The sequence below is a fragment of the Clostridia bacterium genome, from assembly GCA_026414765.1.
GTDB lineage: Bacteria > Bacillota > Clostridia > Acetivibrionales > DSM-27016 > SKW86.
Map to the genome: position 1 here is coordinate 26,724 of JAOAIJ010000038.1, position 20,603 is coordinate 47,326.

Sequence of the window (20,603 nt, forward strand, 5' to 3'; positions counted from 1 at the left end):
GAATGGGCGGAGCTATACACATCTTTATATAAAATGTAGGGAGGCAGTATGAATTGGTATGTACTTTTTGTAAGGACAGGTCAGGAACACAGGGTGGAACGGTTCTTGAAAGTACGGCTGGAGGATGATATGTATGCGCCGTTTGTACCTTTACATGAAATGTTTTTAAAAACCTCCGGAGTGGTAAAAAAAGTGGTGAAGCCGCTGTTTCCGGGCTATGTGTTTATAGAATCTGACGCACCCTGCCAGGAGCTTTTAGAGAGAACAAATACTTTTGCCTATACACTGAGTGATGTTGTCCGTATATTGAAGTATTCCGACAGAGAATTTGCGATGAGGGAAAGTGAAAAGCAGATGTTGCTCAGCTTGTGCAACCAGGATTATTGTATAGAATCATCAGGGGGGATTATCGAAGGTGATAGGATACATATAATGCACGGACCTCTCAGGGGGCGGGAGAGTATAGTGAGGAAGATAGACCGGCATAAAAGGAAGGCATGGATTGAGATGGAGTTTATGGGGGACAGAAGGTTGGTTGGTGTGGCGTTGGAGATTGTGGCAAGGGTAGGGTAGGTATTGCTTTTGTAAAACTTTAATCATATTAAATTTGATTATTTAGTTATTTGCTTAATCTATTGAACTAGCCGGTTTTGATTGCGAGCTTCATTAATATGCTCTAGGTCACTGCACAAGCAATTGCAACCAACTAGCACAACGAGTTAACTTATAGGAAAGGTTGTTTAAGAGGTATGAGGTCATCTGTTTTTAGAGTTATTGATAGCATTACTGAAAATACTGATAATTACACATGGAAGGAGATAAGCTGTTTCTATAAGCCGTGGGCAATTCTGTTTGAGTCTTTTAAGCCCGGGTATTTCAATTTGTTTCTGTTTTACTTAAGTTTTTATGACTCATTTAAGGTAGATGGATGGTTTTCGGATAAATATTTAGAAAAATACCATGGAACATTATTCTATCAGTTTTTTGAATTTAGTAAAAATGTACTTCAAAGTAAATTTGGAGTACATTTTAAAACTGTTGAATTTTCATCAGAACAGGAAATGCATGAGAAAATTAGATGCGAAATTGATAATGGTGCACGCATATTAGTACCAGGAGATCTTTTCTGTATATTCTATAATGTAGATGACTATAAAAGGACACACCGCCCACATTTTTTTATTATAAAGGGCTATGATACGGAAAGGGAGATTTATTTTATATTGGATTCTGTACATATCAATTATGGTACTGATGCTGCATATAAAAATTTTGCAATGAAATTCTCCGATATGTATGAAACAAACTATTATTATTTTAAGGATATTGTACAAAACCGCTACAAGCAGTGTTTTTGGTCAATAAGCAATTGTGATACCATGCCAGATACAGATATTCCTGACGTACTTTTAGAGCACGCTGATATTTTAAATTTGATTAATAAAAACGAAATTGAATATGAATATGTAGAACTTCAGACTATCAGGAATGTAGAATTAAAAGGGTCTAATGATGATATAAGGGAAATGTCTGTCAAGAGTAATTTTAAGACTGTCTATTATGATCTCTTGTTTACTTATTTAAGAGATGCTGATATTAGCGAAGAACTAATTTCTGAATTAGGGCATTATAAAGACAAGGTTGTTGAGTGCTGGGGATTAATAAGAAACAGAATTATCTATAACGTTACTAAAAAGGAAAGGGATTTTAGCAAAATAAACAGGCTGATTGAGACGGGAATAACTAATGAAAGAGTATTCAGGGATAGATTTGTAGAAATCATTTCAGAATCTAATCTTGAGAAACTTAAAAATATAAAAAGTGAAAATGAAGAAAGTATGGATTTTACGGAAGAGAATAACTTCAGAGCGGCAATTATTCAAGAAAAAGACAAAATAAAAATTGTTCATTCTCCCGATAAGGTATATAATTTGTGGGTTTTGCAGAATGATGCACCCCAAATGTTGTTATATGCAAAACAAAATACTAATTTCTGTTTTGAGACGAAAGTTTCTGTTAATTACGCTAAAGGGAGTTACTTCCAGTCTGGATTGATTCTAAAACTAAATGATGGGACAAAATATTTGTTCGGAAATGAAGAGGGCAAAAGTGTATGTGTACTATGTCCTGAATATGATAGCGACAGTCTTTTGTTTAAAAAGTTCTTTCCAATAAACGAGCTATATTTAAAGGTTGAAAAGCAAAAAGATTTATATAGCTTCTATTATAGATTACACGGAGGTAGCTGTTGGAACCTTGGCTATACACTAAAGTCACCTGCAAGCGCAAAATGCTTTGGATTATTTTCTAAGACATGGGAACCTATGATGCTTACCGTTGAATTTTCTAATATTAATTATACAGAGAGTTAGTTATTGCAGTAAACTACCGGATTAAGTGTTATCTTGGAGATAGTGTCGAAGAGTAAGTAAGGATGGTATTTTAAGAATTCAGCTAAATTGTAAACGTCAATATAAAGGGTGCCAAAAATAAAGAAGCTGTAAAAATTTTGATGGTTTGTAACAAGGGAATAACTCCTTCTTGGTAAGAAGTATTTACATAATATTAAGGAGGAGTTTTTTGTGAGTACAATTCTAAAAAATGTAATTAGGGAAAAAATAGAGGAGAATGATTTCAAGAATCCAGAATAACATTTGACATTCTTTCTCCTGTGCTTTCTACAGTGTACAACATTCATTTGTTTATTATGTAAATAAAACCGGGTATGCTGTGTATACTAATATATTTAGTTTTCAAAGTACAATAGTAAAATTTATTAACCCTCTTTACCATTTCCCTTAAAGCTTTGCTGACTTAAGGATAATGTATATCCCAATGCTACGGGGGAATGACCTGAGAGGAGGGTAGGAAGAATCGTAAGTTTTTGTCCTAAACAACAAAAGTTTATATAGAATTACGTACTATATTCCGGTATTGTATTGATTATTGAGGTGATTTTTTATGTTCAAACAAAGCTTAAAACAGAAATTTTTCTTTTTAGCAGTAAAGTTTCCGGCTGCAACAATATTGGTTATTGCAATGACTTTAACCTGTTTACTTATAATTACATATTCATCATACACAAATGTATACACAAAACGAAGTGCAGTAATCGACTATAGGAAAGACAATGTAAAAACATTCATTGAATTATATGTCAATAAAAAAGATATAGGGCAAGCTGCTATTAATAACGATGTGTTGTGGTATTTAGGGCAGGAAGGCCAACGGTATAAGGCACCGATTGTTGAAATTAAAGATATCCCCGAAAAAAACTCATTTTATTTACATATAGAGCCGGTACAGGAAGAAATTCAAAAAGAATTTAAAAATAAACCCACAGGAGTTTACTCTGTCACTGTAGAGATTTTAGCAGGAAAAGAAAAGATTATTAAAAAGTTGTTCGAGGGTAATCGGGAGGCTGCTCGATGAAAGATACTAAAAGAATAAAAATAATCTGGCAATTTGTTAAACCCTTCAAAATGGCTTTTATCAACCTGTTTATCTGTGTGATTGTCACTTCGTTTATAGGGATGCTATACCCATACATCTTTGGAATGCTTGTCGACGAGGTGTTTTATCATAGAAATATGGATTTTTTTAAAATAATTGTAATTAGCTATGGTGTAATATACATAGGTGAACAACTATTGCATTTAATCCTGAATTCTACATGGGCGTACTTAATGACAAGATATTTATTTGATATTAGAAAGAGGATATTTGATAAAATATTTATTTTAAAAGCAGACTATTTAAGCAATATACAAACAGGGGATTTGATTACAAGAATAAATAAAGATGCCGAAGAATTTATGAATTTTATTCATTGGAATGTTTTCTACTTATTTGCCAATATAGTCAGGCTTCTCATATCAGTTGCTCTTGTTGCAGTTCTGAATATAAAGATAGCTGCTTTGATGTTCATTGTTGTGCCCATTACTGTTTATACTTCAAGATTTTTTGCCAAAAAGGTAAGAATACAGTATAAAAAATATAGAGATGTCTACGGTAAATATATTAGCTGGATGTTCGAAATTCTGGGAGGGATGAGGGAAATACAGCTTTTGGCCGGTGAGAGGAATGTGATTAGGAAGTTTATAAAGAGCTGTTCTAGCCTCATTCGTCTTAAAATCAAGTCAAGCCTAATTGAAGTAGGCTCAGAAAGGTCAAATGCCTTTATATCTTTAAGTTCTAACCTGATGCTATATATAGTTGCAGGAGTCTTTATTGTCAATGGAGAGCTTACAGTAGGCGGGTTTATTGCCATAATCGATTATTTTACAAGAAGTACTAATTTATTAAAAGGACTTAATGATGCCAATATAAAAATACAAAACAACATGGTGTCTATAGACAGAGTGTATAGCCTGTTAAATGAAGAGTCTGAAAAGCAGGATAAAACATATCCTGATATTTCTGTCAATGGAGGCAGAATTGAATTCAAAAATGTTAAATTCCAATATAATGAGCACAATCATGTTCTCAAAAATATCAATTTAGCAATAAACGAAGGTGAGAAAATTTCCTTTGTAGGTAGAAGTGGAGCAGGAAAAAGTACTTTGGTAAATCTTCTACTCCGGTTTTATGACCCATGTAAAGGTACGATCAAAATTAACGGCACAGATATTCAGGGCTGCTCATTAAAATCACTAAGAAAAAATATTGGAATTGTCCAGCAAGAAACATTGTTTTTTGACGGTACTATAAAATATAACCTGAAGCTTGGAAATCCCAGGTGCAGTGATGGAGAAATCTGGGAAGCCTGTGAAAAAGCCCATATTGCAGAATTTGTAAGAAGCTTGCCTGATGGTCTTGATACGGTGATTGGTACAGATGGTATTAACTTTTCGGGAGGACAGAGACAAAGGCTTGCCATAGCAAGAGTATTTCTGAAAAATCCCCCAATTCTTATTTTTGATGAAGCTACTTCGGCACTGGACTATGAAGCTGAGCAAGTAATAAAAAAGTCATGGAAGGAATTAAGCTGTGGAAGGACAACCATTATTATCGCACACAGGCTTACTACTATTCTCGATTCTGATAAGGTTGCAGTGCTTCATGGCGGGGAAATTGTGTCATTTGATCACCATTTAAAACTACTGGAAAACTGCGAGCATTATCGTTCTCTGTTTAGTGAGCAGTATATAACCCAGGAGGATATAGCAGGATGAAAAAAATAGTAAGTATCCGAAAGAACGTTTATGATAAAATCAAAATGCATATTACTGGTTTCAAAACTCAGTTTGTAAATCTAGGTGCATTGAAAATAGTCTTAATCCTTCTGGGGCTGACATCTCCGTTTCTTTTTAAGATATTAATTGATGATGTAATGGTTAAGAGGCAGCTTAATATGCTAAAGTGGGTTTGTATCGGATATGCTGGGATATACCTTTTGGAAACGGCTGTAACAGTATATCAAAAGATTATCAGTAACAGAGTATTCAGTAAGATAACTTTTGATATTCGGTATAAGCTATTAAGGAACTATGTAAAAATGCCTGTAACGTTTTATGAAAAGTATAATACAGGGGATCTAAAGAATAGGATTGACACTGATGTTGATGTCTTTGAGCGTTTTTTCAACCAGCAAATAATTGAATACATATTCAACTGGATGTTAGTATTAATTAACGGGATAGTGTTAATCATTCTATGTTGGAAATTAGCTTTGTTTGGGCTTTTAATGGTGCCGCTGTCTTTCTGGATGACAAGGTGGCTTGGGAAGGGTGTTGAAAAATCATCCGAAGAATACAGAAAAACATGGGGGAAATATGAAAATTGGCTGCAAAGAAGTATTCAAGGCTGGAAGGAAGTCAAAGCCTTATCTATTGAAAAAAATGAAAGCCGGATATTTACAAGTTTTTGGCATGATTTAAGTATACAATTCTTTAAGAGGCAGATGTTCTGGTATGGAAACAGAAGCTTTATTTCTCTAAAAGACTTCTTTATAACCAGGATGAATTTATATTTCATCGGAGGACTTTTAATATTCAGTGGTGAATTGTCAATAGGGAGTTTATTAGTGTTTATGAAATACTACGAGCAGTTTTTTAGCGGGATAGGAAGCATTAATAACCTGGATATGCAAATAAGTAATGACATTCCGGCAATGGAGAGAGTTTTGGAAGTTATAAGTTATCCGATGGAAGCACGGGAAATATCAAAAAATAAATTGCAATTAGCTGGCGATATAGAAATAATGAATGTAAGCTTTAAGTATAATGACTCTCACGAAGATGTATTGAAAAATATAAATATTAAAATCAAGCCAAAGGAGAGAATTGCTATTGTAGGTAAAAGCGGATGTGGTAAGAGTTCTTTGATTAAAAATATTTTAGGATTATATGAACCCCAGGCAGGTAAGATTTTGATTGACGGAGTTAATATAAAAAATATTAATCCTTTTGCTTTGCACCAAAATATAGGTGTTGTAATGCAGGACAGCATGCTTTTCAATATGACTGTAAAGGACAACCTGCTATTAGCAAAAGCATCTGCAACTGATGAGGAAATTAAGGAAGTGTGTAAGATGGCTTTTATAGATGAGTTTATTGAAAGTCTTCCTGAAGGATATATGACTCTTATAGGTGAAAAGGGGGTCAAATTATCAGGGGGACAGAAGCAAAGGTTAGCAATAGCAAGGGTATTATTAACAAAGCCCAATATTATCATTTTTGATGAGGCGACATCATCCCTTGACCATGAATCAGAGAAAATGATTAATAAAGCAATTGATAACCTTTCCAATGACAGAACTTTAATAATTATTGCGCATAGACTATCGTCCGTACTTTCAGCAGATAGGATTATTGTTATGGATAAAGGCGGAATTGTAGGAGATGCACCCCATGGTAAGCTGTTGGGGAATAATGAGATATACGATTTGCTATTCGGGAAGCAGTACGAAGGTTTACAAGTCTCCTAAACATATTAAGAGGAAGGTTTTACGTGTGTATTAATCCTTATTGTACCAATTTATGTTAACATATTCTTGTCCATACCATGCTACTCTGGCATAACAATCCTTGAAATATCCCACTATACTTCCTCCCGCTTCTCATGGAAGGTACCATCCTTCCAATCACATCTTATTATCAGCTAAAAATTATAAGGCAGAAGAAGGAATAATGAAAAATCTATTGAATAATCTTTATGACACTTGCCGGCAAAGCTTTAGTGCAGTAACACACCGCGGCCATTTCTATAGCATTGCCATATATCAGGACTAGTGATAAACTAGAAATAATAGCATTACTTAATAATTCTTTGCCATATCCACAGGTGAAACAATCGCAGATATTAAAGAAGCAGGGTACGGTTTGTAAAATATGCCGGGCTTCTTGAGTATCCAAATGGAGGAATAAGCTTGAACAGTTATTTGCTGCATTTAAAGTACATGATTGATTTGGAAAAGTTCCAAAAAATACAGGACGATATAGCCGCAGTAAGTGAGATGGCACTATTAACCGTTGATTATAAGGGGGTTCCCGTTACAGAACATAGTAATTGCAGTCCGTTTTGCAAAAGGATAAGGGAAAATCCAAATTATAGAAAATTGTGTGAAAAATGCGATTCCAGAGGTGGATTGGAAGCGACAAGGATCCAACAGCCATATATTTATTTATGTCATGCCGGATTGGTGGATTTTGCTGTGCCGATTATAGTGGACGAGAAGTATTTAGGGGCAGTGATGGCGGGGCAAATACTGCTGGACAAAACAGCGGAGGATGTAAAGTTGGAGAAGATATACCACGATCCAAGTCAAACCATTGATTTTGAGAAGGATACAGAATTGATGAAGTTATACCGTGATCTTCCCGTAATGGATTTGAGAAAGATAAAGACAGTTGCTGACATGATGATGCATTTCACCAACTATATTGTTGAAGAAGCAATAATAAAAATGTCTTTGTTTGAATTCAATCAGAAAGTAGTAAAGCTGATTCAGGCAGAAGAGTTTGATGAATTGGAAAAGGAACTTATACGTCCTGTAGTTAACTTCCCGGGCATAACCATGGGGGAAGCGGTAAAGAATTTCTCTGATATATTGAGAATAAATAACCCTGAGGGAAAAAGAAATGGGGCTGAAAAGGCTGAAGAAGCCTATGTCGGCAGTAAAATCTTGAAACCTGCCATAGAATATATACATCAAAACCCTGAGATGAAGATTACCTTGGATCAAATGGCATCTTTATGCAATGTTAGCTCAAGCTATTTCAGCAAGCTGTTCAAAAAAGAGATGCGGCAGCAGTTTTCCAATTTCATTAACGAGGTAAAAATGAGTCATGCAAGAAAGCTCCTGGAAAGCACTGATATGACTATATATGATATTTCAGCAGCCTTAGCTTTTGAGGACTGCGGGTATTTTATCAAAGTTTTCAAGAAGCTGGTAGGGGTAACGCCGGCTGTATATAGGAAATATCATAACTTTAGCAGTAATTGATAATCACATAGCAAAATGTATAACTTTTCTATCTAGCCGATTTGGCTGCATCTTTCATAAAAATGCATATTTCTTCTATATCTGTAGTGTCGATTATTACAATTTTCTCGAAAAATGACAAAAAAACACGATTGATTTTTCCCTTAAATAGGTGAATTTATTTGATGGAATGTACTAAAAAAAGTACTATAATGAAGTCATAAAATAAAACAACCTGACTTCTTTTCTTCATGCATTTCGTTTTTATTCTGAAAAAAATCACTACTGTAAGGAGAAGAAAAAGTAAAAAATTGTTTAGAGGGGGCATTGGGTAATGAAAAGAGTAATGATTTCACCTTCAAAGTATGTCCAGGGGGAGGATGAACTTTACAATCTTGGAAATTATGTAAAGCAATTTTCGGACAAGGCACTGCTGGTGGCATCTAAGATTGACCAGGTCAGAGTACAGGCACAACTCAATGAGGCCGTTAAGAAAGATGCTTTTGAGATTTTTTACGGGGAATTCAGAGAAGAGTGTACAAGGAATGAAATTGAGAGAATGAGGAAGCTGGCGGAGGAAGAGGGCTGTGGAGTATTTATCGGACTAGGCGGAGGAAAAGCCCTGGATACGGCAAAGGCGGCTTCGTTCCTTTCGAAAAAACCAGTAATTATTGTTCCGACTATAGCTTCAACAGATGCTCCTACCAGTAAGCTTTCAATTATCTACACTGAAAGCGGCGAATTTGAAGAATATTTTCACCTGGACAAAAATCCTGATCTTGTTTTGGTTGATACGGCTGTAATAGCTAAAGCTCCTACAAGATTTCTTGTTGCAGGAATGGGAGACGCTCTTTCCACATACTTTGAAGCCAGATCCTGCATAAGGTCCGGAGCGGATAATATGCCGGGAGGCAAGAGTACAAAAGCTGCATTTGCTATTGCAAGAACCTGTTATGAGACTTTGATGGCAGAATCATTAAAGGCAAAAGCGGCTAATGATATGAAGGTTGTAACACAGGCGCTTGAGGATATCATAGAAGCAAACATACTGCTGAGCGGACTCGGGTTTGAAAGCAGCGGTCTTGCAGCAGCCCATTCCATACATAACGGTTTGACGATTCTTGAAGAAACCCACGGGTATATGCATGGAGAAAAGGTTTCGTTCGGAGTCATCGTTCATCTGGTTCTTGAGAATGCACCTCAGAAAGAATTGGACAAGATTATCGGCTATTGCAAATCTGTTGGCCTTCCTACATGCTTGAAGGATCTGGGAATAGTTGAGGTAACAGAGAAAAAGATTATGGCCGTAGCAAAAGCGGTATGTGCTGAAGGGGAAACCATTCACAACATGCCTTTCCCGGTAACTCCGGATATCGTATATTCAGCGATACTGGTAGCGAACAGGCTTGGAAGATAAGGATAGGGGTGGTCGGATGAAAAAAATTATCAATAGAGTTGAAGATATTGTCATTGAGATGTGTGAAGGAATGGAAAAGGCAAACCCTGACTTGCTGGTGTTCAGTAAAAAATACAAAGTGATAAAAAAGAAGGAAATAAACAAGGATAAGGTCAGCCTTATCAGCGGGGGAGGAAGCGGACATGAACCTGCCCATGCAGGGTTCGTAGGAAAAGGGATGCTTGATGCAGCCGTATGCGGAGATATATTTGCCTCTCCGTCAACAATCCAGGTTTATAATGCCATACTTGAGACAAGGTCAAGCAAGGGGACACTTCTTATAATCAAGAATTATTCCGGAGACTGTATGAACTTTGATGCTGCGGCTGAAATGGCAGAGGACGACGGTATTAATGTTGAAAAGGTATATGTAAATGATGATGTGGCAGTAAAGGACAGCCTATATACTGTCGGACGAAGAGGGGTTGCAGGTACGGTATTTGTGCATAAGATTGCAGGAGCTGCAGCTGAGAAGGGAATGGAGCTTGCTCCTGTTAAGGCTGTGGCTGAGAAAGTAATAGCAAACGTACGGTCTATAGGTTTTGCACTTACTTCATGTACTGTTCCCGCGAAGGGAAGTCCTACTTTTTCATTGAATGAGCATGAAATAGAGTTTGGCGTAGGTATTCACGGAGAGCCAGGTATAGCACGTGAAAAGATAGTGACTGCTGATGAACTTGCAGCAAAAATGATAGACAAAATCATAAGTGATCTGCCGTTTAAAGCAGGAGATGAAGTGGCGTTGCTTATTAACGGGCTTGGAGCGACTCCTCTGCAGGAGCTATATCTGCTAAATAACTCCGTATCCAAAGAATTGGACAAGGAAGGTATAAGGATATACAAGACCTTCGTGGGCAACTATATGACATCAATCGATATGGCCGGAGCATCGGTATCTCTGCTGAAGCTTGATGAAGAATTAAAGGAATTGTTGGACTATCCGGTTGAGACTGCTGCATTCAGGTTATAGGATTTATCTTTATTGCATCTTACAGATAAATGGTTTTAAGGCTAAATTTCGCGAAGAAAGTCTTTTCCGATTGGGGGGATTAAATGTGAACAGCTTATCAGCTAGTGATATGGCAAATATTATTGAAATAATGATTGACATTATTATTGAGAATGAAGTATATTTCTGTGAATTAGATTCTGCAGCCGGTGATGGAGACTTTGGAATGTCTCTTGCCAAAGGGTTCAGGGTTTTAAAGGATGAATGGGATGGTATACCGAAGAGTGATATTGGTGAAATATTGAAGAAAAGCGGTTTAATAATAACCGAATATTGCGGGGGTGCTTCAGGGCCGATTTGGGGGTCTGCTTTCAGATGTGCAGGAAAATATGCAGCAGGAAAAACTGAATTGAATTTAAAAGAGTTGGGTGAACTTTTGCAAAGTGCTGTAGACGGGATACAGAAAACAGGCGGGGCTAAGCTCGGGGACAAAACCCTGCTGGATGCACTGATTCCTGCAACAGAGTCACTTAAAACAAGCAGTGAAGCAGGAGCAAACTTGCTGGAAGCTATGAGGAAAAGTGCAGCAGAAGCATCAAACGGGGCTGAACGGACAAAGGAAATGGTTGCATCCAGAGGAAGAGCGACTTATGTAGGGGAAAGAAGCCTCAGCTACACCGACGCAGGGGCAATGGCAATCAGTGTCATATTCAACGGTATTGTTAAGAAGTTCAAGTAGTGCTACAGCAATCAGTTTTGCACAATTTGCGATAGTGGTGTTTTTATAACAACTATAACTAAATTGGAGGGAAAACCATGAAAAAGAGCAGGTTGGTTATTGTTTCACTGATTATTATCTTGATCGGTTGCCTTATAGCATCGGGGGTTCAGACAGATTTTGGCAATGTGAAGATAAAAGATGTCAGGATAGCGGGTGCTGACGGCAATATAATCCACGGCTATCTTTACATACCTAAAGGTGTAACCTCGAAGAATCCGGCACCGGGTATTGTCACAATACACGGATATATCAACTCACTGGAAACTCAAAGCGGATTTAATATCGAATATGCACGCAGAGGATATGTAGTTCTGTCCATCGACATGCCCGGACATGGTTATTCGGACACCAGGCCGGGGGAATTTGCAGGATTCTTCTCAGGGGGTGTTGACGCTGTAGGATATATGGCTACGCTTCCGATCGTGGACAAGACCAAGATAGCGATAGAAGGTCATTCCATGGGCGGGTGGAATGCCGTACTTGCCCAGGCTTATCTGGGGAAACTACTAAATACTGTTGTTCTTGTGGGCTCTTCACCTTCAACCTTCGGGCTTCCAGCTGTCGAAGCCAGCTCACCGTATAACTTTGCCCTTGTATATGGTAAGTACGACGAGTTTTACAGCGTAATGTATGAAACTAAAAAGCCAATCGAAGTATTGTCTTCACCAAAAATGAAGACCGCTTTCGGAACATCTGAGAGTATAGCTGCAAACAAACTTTACGGCTCCTTTGAGAACAAAACTGCAAGAAAGATTTATATCACCGATGACACACATCCTGGAGAACACATCAGTAAAGAATCCATTGGTGCTGCCGTTGAATTTGTACAGTCTGCCATGCCCGGGTTGAAGGTAATCGATCCCAATGACCAGGTATGGCCGTGGAAAGAATTCGGAACACTTGTTGCTCTGCTGGGTATAGGACTATTTATAATCAGCCTTGGTGCTCTCCTTTTGGATACGCCTTACTTCGGCAGACTTAAACTGCCTGTACCGGAAAATCTAAAGTTCAGGGGATCAAAGGCATTATGGGGAATAATGGCGGTTATAGCGACAGCTATACCGGCACTGACCTTCTTCAAATTCTATCACTTAGCTGATAAAATAACCGCCAAGGCTCTGATGCCGCAAAAAATAACCAACGCAATCGTAATCTGGGCCTTGCTGAACGCGCTTATTTTCCTGGTGATTTTCCTTATCTGGCATTTTGCATTTGCAAAGAAGGCTGGAGGTAACTATTACTCCTATGGTTTGTCTACAGACAGCGAAGGAAGGACATTTAAGTGGGGATATTTGGGAAAAACCTTCTTGTTGTCAGCTTTAGTTATTGCTTCTGCGTATTTGCTGTCTGTCATGGCGCTGGTTTTCTTTAAAGTTGACTTCCGCATATGGGTGGTTGCACTAAAGGCTATGAATACTTCTCAGCTTGGCATGTTCTTCATTTACCTCATACCGTTCTTCATATTCTTCCTGATAAATGGTTTGGCAGCTCATAGCTATCTTAGATTCAAGACCAATGAAGGTAATGGAAGATCGGCTGCGATATCCTATGTGGCCAGTGCTGCTATCGGTTGTCTGGGTATGGCTGTACTGGTAATCCTCCAGGTTGTCCATTTGCTGACAGCTGAGACGCTGATGTTTCCAACAGAGGCATTACAGGGAATTATTGCTTACCAGTTTGTACCTCTTCTCGCTTTTACAGGATTTGTTACGGTATACTTTAACAAAAAGACATCCAATATCTTTACAGGGGCTTTTGTGAATGCCATGTTTATTACCTGGTATGTTGTTGCAGGTCAAGCTACCCACTTTTTTAGGTAGACTCGGGATGTTGATATAAATGCTAATAACGGTTAACAAGTCTGTTTTTAAAAGGGAGCTGTTTTGCAACAGCCCCCTTTTAAGTGGGTACCAAATCACTTCTTTAATTCCTGTTTTCCGGTTATTTTGCTCTTTTCATCAATTTTAAACGTAGCTTTGGCATCATCGTTGGTGAAATACACGTTTCCATCTACAGTAGCATCAACCAGCTGGAAGTTTTTCGCATTTACATATACATCACCTTTGAAGGTTCCGCTCTGAATTCTCGCATTCAGGCTGTTGATAGTAAGCTTTGGCGCGGTTAAAGTGTATCTGGCTGTTACATTACGCTTGTCATCTTGTGCGTACAAAGCAATCTTACGTTGAATGACATCATTTCCGGCATCATCCTTTTTACCGTTCTTAAACTCCCCATCGAGAATGAGATCTTTATCAAATTTCAAATCCTTTATTGTGCATATGATCCATGTACCGGTAGTGCCTAAAGCCTTTTCAAAAGCAGCTTCATTATCTACTATTGAGGCTGTAGTTACTACCTCAGGGGTTGTTTCGGGTGGTGTCGTCTGAGGCGGATTCGTTGCCTGATCCTGGGTTTTCGGAGACGGTGTAGGCGCAGGCTGGTTACACCCCGCCAGAAGTGAGGTTAATACTACTAGCACCAGCAATATTATTTTTGCTTTCATTAAATAATTCCTCCTTATGTGTAGAAAGTTTACATGAATATATTATTTACTGAATAATAATAATTAATGTGGGAAAAGTTCCCATTTGCTGCTATAAATCAATAATACCGCCAGTGCAATGAAATTGGAGCAATAAAACTAGTGCAATAAATATGCAAATACTGTATAATATACATAAATATTTCTAAAGACTTTAAAAAACATAAATACTAAGCTGAATAAAATTGCAAGTGACTGGCTGAAAGCCAGTTAGAGGGAATTGGGTGAGAAACCCAAGCGGTCACGCCGCTGTAAAGGGGAGAATTTCTGCATGATGTCACTGGGTAAACCGGGAAGGCGCAGAGAGACAATGATCCTAAGCCAGAATACCTGCTTGTAACTGTTGCTGTAGTACCTGCGAGTGATGGGGAGACTGAAAGAAGCTGGGATTTTTTTACGCTTTTTTACCCTTAACCGCTCAGGTTAAGGTTTTTTATTTTTTGAAAACCAAGTGGCAGAGCCACTTGTGTACTTTTGCAATCAGGGGGAGTTAAAATGCATTTGGGGGATAATACCATACCTTTGACACAGGCTGCCGTGTATGGAGTAGTCTCAGGAGCTGCCGTAGCCCTGGGCATAAGGAAATATTACAAAGAAACCAAAGAAAAGTTGGATTACAAGATACTTTGTGGGATATTTACAGCGTTTGTTTTTACTGTAACCATATTTGAGATACCTATGCCCTTCGGGTCAACGGAACACCCTGCCGGTACGCCGTTGGTATCGATTTTCATGGGGCCTCTTATTACACCATTCATCAGTACCATTGTACTATTGCTGGAGCTTCTCTTCAGAGAAGGAGCAATTATAACCCTGGGTGCAAATGTATTCTCTTTGGGTATTGTCGGTGGAACAGTGGGATGGGCTGTGTTTAAGCTGTCAAGAAAATTCGGGGCAGGACTACTTTTTGCAGGCTTTGCTGCAGGATTCCTGGGAGATATATGTGTTTATGCAGCGACAGCTGCACAGCTGGCTTTGGGACAGTTGCAAAGTAAATCCTTCTGGTTCTACTTTTTAGCTTTTGTACCAGGACAAATCCCTCTGGCTGTAGTTGAAGGGATATTTACAGGACTTGTGCTAAGGTTCATTTATATCAGAAGGCCTGAAATGTTAAGGGAATTCAAAGTAGGATAAATTATTTGGAGGAATAAAAAGTGCTAAGTCGGTGGAAAAGATATATTGAGGCGGAAAACAAAATAGTTGCCGTAGTACTTCTGGTTTTGGCAATAGGCATAGCACAGTCGAAAAGTATTTTATCTGTCACAGCTGGAGTCATCATGCTTTTGTTGATTATAACCCATAAAAGAACCGGGATAAGGTTTTATACCATAGTGGCAGTAGTGCTTTTTGCAGGTATTCTGAGTTTGATTCAGGTATTCACTGTTGGACAGAATATTCTTTATACCTTTGATATGCATTTCTTAAGAATTGATCTGTATGAGGAAGGTGTAGAAAAAGGTATTATTTCATTCCTGAAAATATGGGGGAGCATGGGAGCAGTAATGTTGTTGATGCATACCATCAGCTTTGGAGAATTCATTAATGCTCTTAAGTGGTATAGGCTTCCAAAAGCCTTTATCGAGGTGCTGACCTTTGCTGTTAAATTTATTTATATTTTCAGGGAAGAGGCAACAAACGTAATAAAAGCTCAGAGATGCCGCTTGGGCTATAATGGAATATGCAAATCCATTGTTTCAGTAAGCAGCGTGGCAGGAATCGTCCTGACCAGGGCTTATGACAGAAGCAAGACCTTATCAAAATCAATGAAGAGCAGAGGTTATCATGGCAATACTTGAAACCAGGAACTTAAGCTTTCAATATGAAGCAGGAAAGATAATTTTGGACGATTTGAATATCAGTATTGAGAAAGGCAGCTTTGTTGCCCTTCTGGGTGCTAATGGCTGCGGTAAGACTACGCTGGCCCAACATTTTAACAGGCTGTACAAACCTGTATCCGGACAAGTTCTGCTAAATGGAAACGATATTGCGGGATTAAAGGAAGAGCAAATTTATTCTTCCATCGGACTGGTTTTCCAGAACCCTGACGACCAGCTGTTTTCCTATACAGTCCGGGAGGATGTTTCCTACGGGGTTAAGAACCTTGGAATAAGCGGAAATGAAGCGGAAAAGAGAGTGGAGGATTCACTGAAGCTCCTTGACATAGAAGACCTTAGAGACAGGGAAATACATAAATTAAGCTTCGGGCAGAAAAAGAGGGTGGCTATAGCCGGCATTCTGGCGATGAAACCTGAAATATTGGTTATGGATGAGCCTACTGCGGGGCTGGACCCTATGACCATAAGCTCTCTGATGAAAACCCTGAAGCAGATACAGCTGGAAGAAGGCCTGACGATTGTCATTGCAACCCATGAGGTGGATATAGTGCCTGTAAATTGTGACAAGGTCTATGTGATGAGCAGGGGTAGAATTATATTGGAAGGAAGCCCGGAGCAGGTATTCAAAAACAAAGAGCTACTCAGGGAAAGCAATCTGCGGCTGCCAAGGATAGGACACCTGATGGAAGTTTTGCATGACAAGGACAAGCTGGATGTTGATGCTGCAGCCATGACTATTTCAAAAGCCAGGAAGTCAATCAACAACCTGTTCAAATTAAAAGGAAGCTGGAGTGAAGGAAATGCTGGAAGGAATAGAGACCGTAAACCCACAGGATATAGAAAAAAGAAGCTTTGAAATTATTTCTGAAATACTTGGTAAAAGAGTATTTCCACCGTTACATGAGCCAATCATAAAGAGGGTGATCCATACAACGGCGGATTTCGAATATGCCGATACTTTGAAAATAAGTGAAAATGCTGTAAGTAGAGCCATAGAAGCCGTCAAATCAGGCTGTAATATTGTCACAGATACACAGATGGCATATGCGGGTATAAATAAGAAAACCCTTTCAAAGTTCGGAGGCAGCGTTGAGTGCTTTATGAATGATGAAATGGTTGCCATGGAGGCTAGGGAAAGGAATGTGACCAGAGCGTCCATATGTATGGAAAAAGCAGCTGGGGACAGCAAGAATAAAATATTTGCTATAGGGAATGCCCCTACTGCTTTAATCCGTTTGTATGAATTAATAAAAGAGGGTTTGGCAGACCCTGCCGTAGTAATAGGTGTTCCTGTCGGGTTTGTGAATGTAGTTGAATCAAAGGAGCTGCTCATGAAAGCTGGTGTGCCGTATATAATTGCAGAAGGAAGAAAAGGTGGAAGCAATGTGGCGGCTGCCATAGTGAACGCAATATTATACATGATTTAGCCGTTGAGCTGGATAAATATTATTCCTAGAACTGAATACTTCGAGTATAAGAGACTGCTAAATTCTGCTCGGGACAAATAAATGAGTTGAATTAAGGATTTAATATGGATGAATATGTTGTAATAAACGGTAAAAAGTACAGAAAGGGTTATACTACAGGGTCATGTGCAGCAGCAGCTTCAAAGGCTGCTGTCATGATGCTGGTTTTGGGAAAGCAAGTGGACAGGGTGAGTATTGATACTCCAGCCGGGGTAAGGCTTACCCTGGATGTCACTGATGTGGCGTTTTCTCCAGGAAGTGTAAAATGCTCTGTCTTAAAAGATGGTGGAGATGACCCTGACATGACCTCTGGACTTAAGGTTTTTGCAGAAGCATACTTTTCAGGGCAAAAAGGTGTAAGGGTTTTGGCGGGGGAAGGCATTGGTACTGTTACTCTGCCCGGACTTAAGGTGGAAGCAGGGAAGCCGGCTATAAATCCTGTTCCCATGAAAATGATACTGAAGGAAGTACAGGAAGTGTTTGCCGGAGATAATGGGGTTGAAATCCTGCTAAGTGTACCCGGGGGTAGGAAAATCTCTGAAAACACCTACAATCCCAAGCTTGGCATCGTTGGGGGGATCTCGATACTGGGAACCACTGGAATAGTCACACCCATGTCGGAGGAGGCGTGGAAGGAATCGATAGCCATGGAATTAGACATTGCTGCTGCCAGAGGATACAGGAACATAGTATTCACCTTCGGAAACTATGGGGAAAACTTTGCCGTAAAGCAGCTGGGGGTTCATAAGGAAAAAGTGATAAAAATTAGCAACTTTGTGGGATATATGCTGGACAAGGCTGTACACTGCCAAATAGAGGGTATACTGCTTGTAGGACATCTCGGAAAGCTGATTAAGGTAGCGTCAGGGATATTTCACACACACAGCAGGGTCGCAGACGCAAGGATGGAGACTTTGAGTGCTTATGCAGCACTTGAAGGAGCTGATATTGAGTTAGTACGGAGAGTATATGCATGCAAAACAACAGACGCAGCAGCTGCCTTAATACAAGAAGCGGGTATTCCGGGAGTATTTGACAGAGTTGCAGAGAGTGCTGCAAGAAAGTGCAGAGAATATACCTTTAATAAAATCAGGTGTGGAACCGTATTGTTCAATAAAGATGACAGCCTATTGTCAACGGATACAAATGCAAAAGAAATACTAAAAGAAATCAGGAGCTGTAATCAAGTATGAGCACAAAGATAAATGTAGTGGGAATCGGGCCTGGAGACAGGGAATACATCCTGCCGGCAGTCCAAAAAACAGTTGAAAACAGTGATGTTATCATAGGCGGAAAAAGGAATCTGGAGCTGTTTAGTCATTTGAACAAGGAAAAAGTTACTGTCGGAAACAATCTGGAGGAAATCTGCAAGTATATAGAAGCCAATGGCAGCACTAAGACTGTAACTGTCCTGGCTTCAGGTGATCCGGGAATATACAGTATTGCAGAATACTTGAAAAACAGGTTGCAGGGAATTGAGCTTGAGATGCTTCCAGGAATCAGCTCTTTTCAATACCTTTGCTCAAAAATGAAAACAAGCTGGCAGGATATACGTATTGTAAGCCTGCATGGACGCAATGAGGAAAATCTAGCCGGCATCATAAGAAAAAATAAAAAGGCTGCTGTTTTCACAGGAGGGGATCAGCTTCCGCATATGATTTGCAGAGATCTGATCCGTGAAGGTCTGGGTCATGTACAGGTCACAGTAGGCGAAAACCTTTCCTACCCTGAAGAGAGGATTGTTACAGGGATGCCTGCTGAAATATGTGACATGAGCTTTGAGAGTCTCTGCATCATGTTGGTGCAAAACGATAGAACGACTGAAAGCTGTAAGCATTGCTGGCCTTTTTCAACTGCAGGTATACCTGATGATATGTTTATAAGGGATACTATCCCGATGACAAAGGAGGAAATCAGGGCAGTCACCCTGTCCAAGCTGAGGCTGAGGGAGAATGATACTGTATTTGATATTGGGGCCGGAACAGGCTCGGTATCTGTAGAATGTGGCATAAGATGTCCCGGAGGAAGAGTCTACGCTGTTGAAAAGAACCCGGGTGCAATTGATTTGATACGAAGGAATATAGATAAATTCAGTCTTAATAATGTATGGGTTATCGAAGGTGAGGCACCGGGCACACTTGCAGACCTGCCCGAACCGGACAGGGTATTCATAGGCGGATCATCGGGGAAAATGGGAGACTTGCTGGAGTGGATAACTGGCTTCGGAAAGCCTGTTAGAGTTGTTGTAAACGCTATAGCGATAGAGTCAGTACATGAAGTGATAAAAGCAATGGAAGAAAAGGGGTTTTCAGAAACAGACATAGTAAATGTATCAGTTGCGAGGAGTAGGATTGCTGGAGGAAAACACCTTATGCAGGCAATTAATCCTGTTTATATCATTAGCGGGGAATATGGGGGTGCCAAGGGTGAAAACGTATAGTAACGGTAAGCTGTATGGAATCGGAGTAGGCCCGGGAGACCCTGAGCTTATTACCGTAAAAGCAAAAAAGATACTGGAACAGGTGAAATATATAGCTGTACCAAAAACTGCCGCGGATAAGCGCAGTCTGGCTCTGACAATTGCGGAGGGCATAGTAGGGGCGGGAAAAAAGATCCTTGAGCTGCTTTTTCCTATGAGCTATGATGAAAAGCTTCTTAGTGAAAGCTGGAACGATGCTATAGTACAAATAAGGGAAAAACTTGATGAAGGTGAGGATGTAGCGTTTATCACCTTGGGAGACCCTACGGTTTACAGTACTTATATCTATATGCACAAGGTACTCAAACAGCAGGGATATGAAACTGAAATCATACCTGGAGTAACGTCCTTCTGTGCTTCTGCCGCAAGGGCAGGGATAAGCCTTGGAGAAAACAAGGAAACAATTGCGGTGATACCCTCGGCGTATGAGTGCGAAAACCTGGAGGAGATTCTGGATACCTTTGACAATGTCATTTTGATGAAGGTTTCAAAAAACTTTCCGAAGCTTAAAGAATGTCTCAAAAACAAAGGGCTGCTTGATAAGGCTGTACTTGTAAGCCGGTGCGGGCTTCCGGACGAATCTTTAGAACTCGATGTGGGTGCAGTAGAGAGCGGCAAGTTAAGCTATTTTACAACAATGATTATAAAAAAGAGCGGGGTAGATTAAGCT

At 39.3% G+C, this 20,603-nt stretch carries 16 protein-coding genes, 1 pseudogene and 1 riboswitch; of the genes and pseudogenes, 16 read left to right on the forward strand and 1 reads right to left on the reverse strand.

Annotated features, from left to right (window positions below; all coding sequences use genetic code 11):
• Positions 1-48: 48 nt before the first annotated feature.
• The 9 genes and pseudogenes from loaP (at position 49) to N3I35_13900 (ending at position 13,431) form a co-directional block, all read left to right on the forward strand.
• Positions 49-573 (forward strand): antiterminator LoaP, encoded by a 525-nt coding sequence (gene loaP, locus N3I35_13860; protein ID MCX8131171.1) that lies wholly within the window; start codon positions 49-51, stop codon positions 571-573.
• Positions 574-749: 176 nt separating this feature from the next.
• On the forward strand, positions 750-2,372 hold the full coding sequence (locus N3I35_13865) for a BtrH N-terminal domain-containing protein (GenBank protein ID MCX8131172.1): 1,623 nt from the start codon (positions 750-752) through the stop codon (positions 2,370-2,372).
• A gap of 589 nt (positions 2,373-2,961) precedes the next feature.
• Positions 2,962-3,432, forward strand: a complete 471-nt coding sequence (locus N3I35_13870) for a hypothetical protein (GenBank protein ID MCX8131173.1) — start codon at positions 2,962-2,964, stop codon at positions 3,430-3,432.
• Complete coding sequence (locus N3I35_13875) at positions 3,429-5,174, forward strand: ABC transporter ATP-binding protein/permease (GenBank protein MCX8131174.1); 1,746 nt, start codon at positions 3,429-3,431, stop codon at positions 5,172-5,174. Before N3I35_13870 ends, N3I35_13875 begins: the two co-directional genes overlap by 4 nt.
• On the forward strand, positions 5,171-6,928 hold the full coding sequence (locus tag N3I35_13880; GenBank protein ID MCX8131175.1) for an ABC transporter ATP-binding protein/permease: 1,758 nt from the start codon (positions 5,171-5,173) through the stop codon (positions 6,926-6,928). The genes N3I35_13875 and N3I35_13880 overlap by 4 nt, the downstream gene beginning before the upstream one ends.
• A 441-nt stretch (positions 6,929-7,369) precedes the next feature.
• A complete protein-coding gene (locus N3I35_13885; protein MCX8131176.1) occupies positions 7,370-8,446 on the forward strand; it encodes a PocR ligand-binding domain-containing protein in 1,077 nt (358 codons plus the stop codon).
• 313 nt (positions 8,447-8,759) lie between these two features.
• Positions 8,760-9,842 carry a glycerol dehydrogenase gene (locus N3I35_13890; protein MCX8131177.1) on the forward strand — a complete coding sequence of 361 codons (1,083 nt, stop codon included), beginning with the start codon at positions 8,760-8,762 and terminating at the stop codon, positions 9,840-9,842.
• Positions 9,843-9,858: 16 nt separating this feature from the next.
• Positions 9,859-11,569: pseudogene (gene dhaK / locus N3I35_13895) on the forward strand (dihydroxyacetone kinase subunit DhaK).
• A gap of 77 nt (positions 11,570-11,646) precedes the next feature.
• Entirely contained in the window at positions 11,647-13,431 is a 1,785-nt protein-coding gene (locus N3I35_13900) for an alpha/beta fold hydrolase (protein ID MCX8131178.1), read from the forward strand.
• A 95-nt stretch (positions 13,432-13,526) separates the two neighbouring features.
• Here the strand turns inward: N3I35_13900 and N3I35_13905 are convergent, their stop codons facing one another.
• Complete coding sequence (locus tag N3I35_13905) at positions 13,527-14,114, reverse strand: hypothetical protein (GenBank protein MCX8131179.1); 588 nt, start codon at positions 14,112-14,114, stop codon at positions 13,527-13,529.
• Positions 14,115-14,325: 211 nt separating this feature from the next.
• A riboswitch (cobalamin riboswitch) is annotated at positions 14,326-14,506 on the forward strand.
• A gap of 142 nt (positions 14,507-14,648) precedes the next feature.
• On the opposite strand from N3I35_13905, the gene N3I35_13910 reads away from it, so the two are divergent.
• From N3I35_13910 to cobI, 7 genes are all read left to right on the forward strand, one after another.
• Positions 14,649-15,287, forward strand: a complete 639-nt coding sequence (locus tag N3I35_13910; protein MCX8131180.1) for an energy-coupling factor ABC transporter permease — start codon at positions 14,649-14,651, stop codon at positions 15,285-15,287.
• 20 nt (positions 15,288-15,307) lie between these two features.
• Entirely contained in the window at positions 15,308-15,949 is a 642-nt protein-coding gene (locus N3I35_13915) for an energy-coupling factor transporter transmembrane protein EcfT (protein ID MCX8131181.1), read from the forward strand.
• Entirely contained in the window at positions 15,936-16,844 is a 909-nt protein-coding gene (locus N3I35_13920; protein ID MCX8131182.1) for an ATP-binding cassette domain-containing protein, read from the forward strand. The genes N3I35_13915 and N3I35_13920 overlap by 14 nt, the downstream gene beginning before the upstream one ends.
• Positions 16,789-17,415, forward strand: a complete 627-nt coding sequence (locus N3I35_13925; protein MCX8131183.1) for a precorrin-8X methylmutase — start codon at positions 16,789-16,791, stop codon at positions 17,413-17,415. Before N3I35_13920 ends, N3I35_13925 begins: the two co-directional genes overlap by 56 nt.
• A gap of 104 nt (positions 17,416-17,519) precedes the next feature.
• Positions 17,520-18,647, forward strand: coding sequence for a cobalt-precorrin-5B (C(1))-methyltransferase CbiD (cbiD, locus tag N3I35_13930; protein MCX8131184.1), 1,128 nt, complete (start codon positions 17,520-17,522; stop codon positions 18,645-18,647).
• On the forward strand, positions 18,644-19,894 hold the full coding sequence (cbiE, locus tag N3I35_13935) for a precorrin-6y C5,15-methyltransferase (decarboxylating) subunit CbiE (GenBank protein ID MCX8131185.1): 1,251 nt from the start codon (positions 18,644-18,646) through the stop codon (positions 19,892-19,894). Before cbiD ends, cbiE begins: the two co-directional genes overlap by 4 nt.
• Positions 19,881-20,600, forward strand: a complete 720-nt coding sequence (gene cobI / locus N3I35_13940) for a precorrin-2 C(20)-methyltransferase (GenBank protein MCX8131186.1) — start codon at positions 19,881-19,883, stop codon at positions 20,598-20,600. Before cbiE ends, cobI begins: the two co-directional genes overlap by 14 nt.
• The last annotated feature ends 3 nt before the right edge of the window (positions 20,601-20,603 follow it).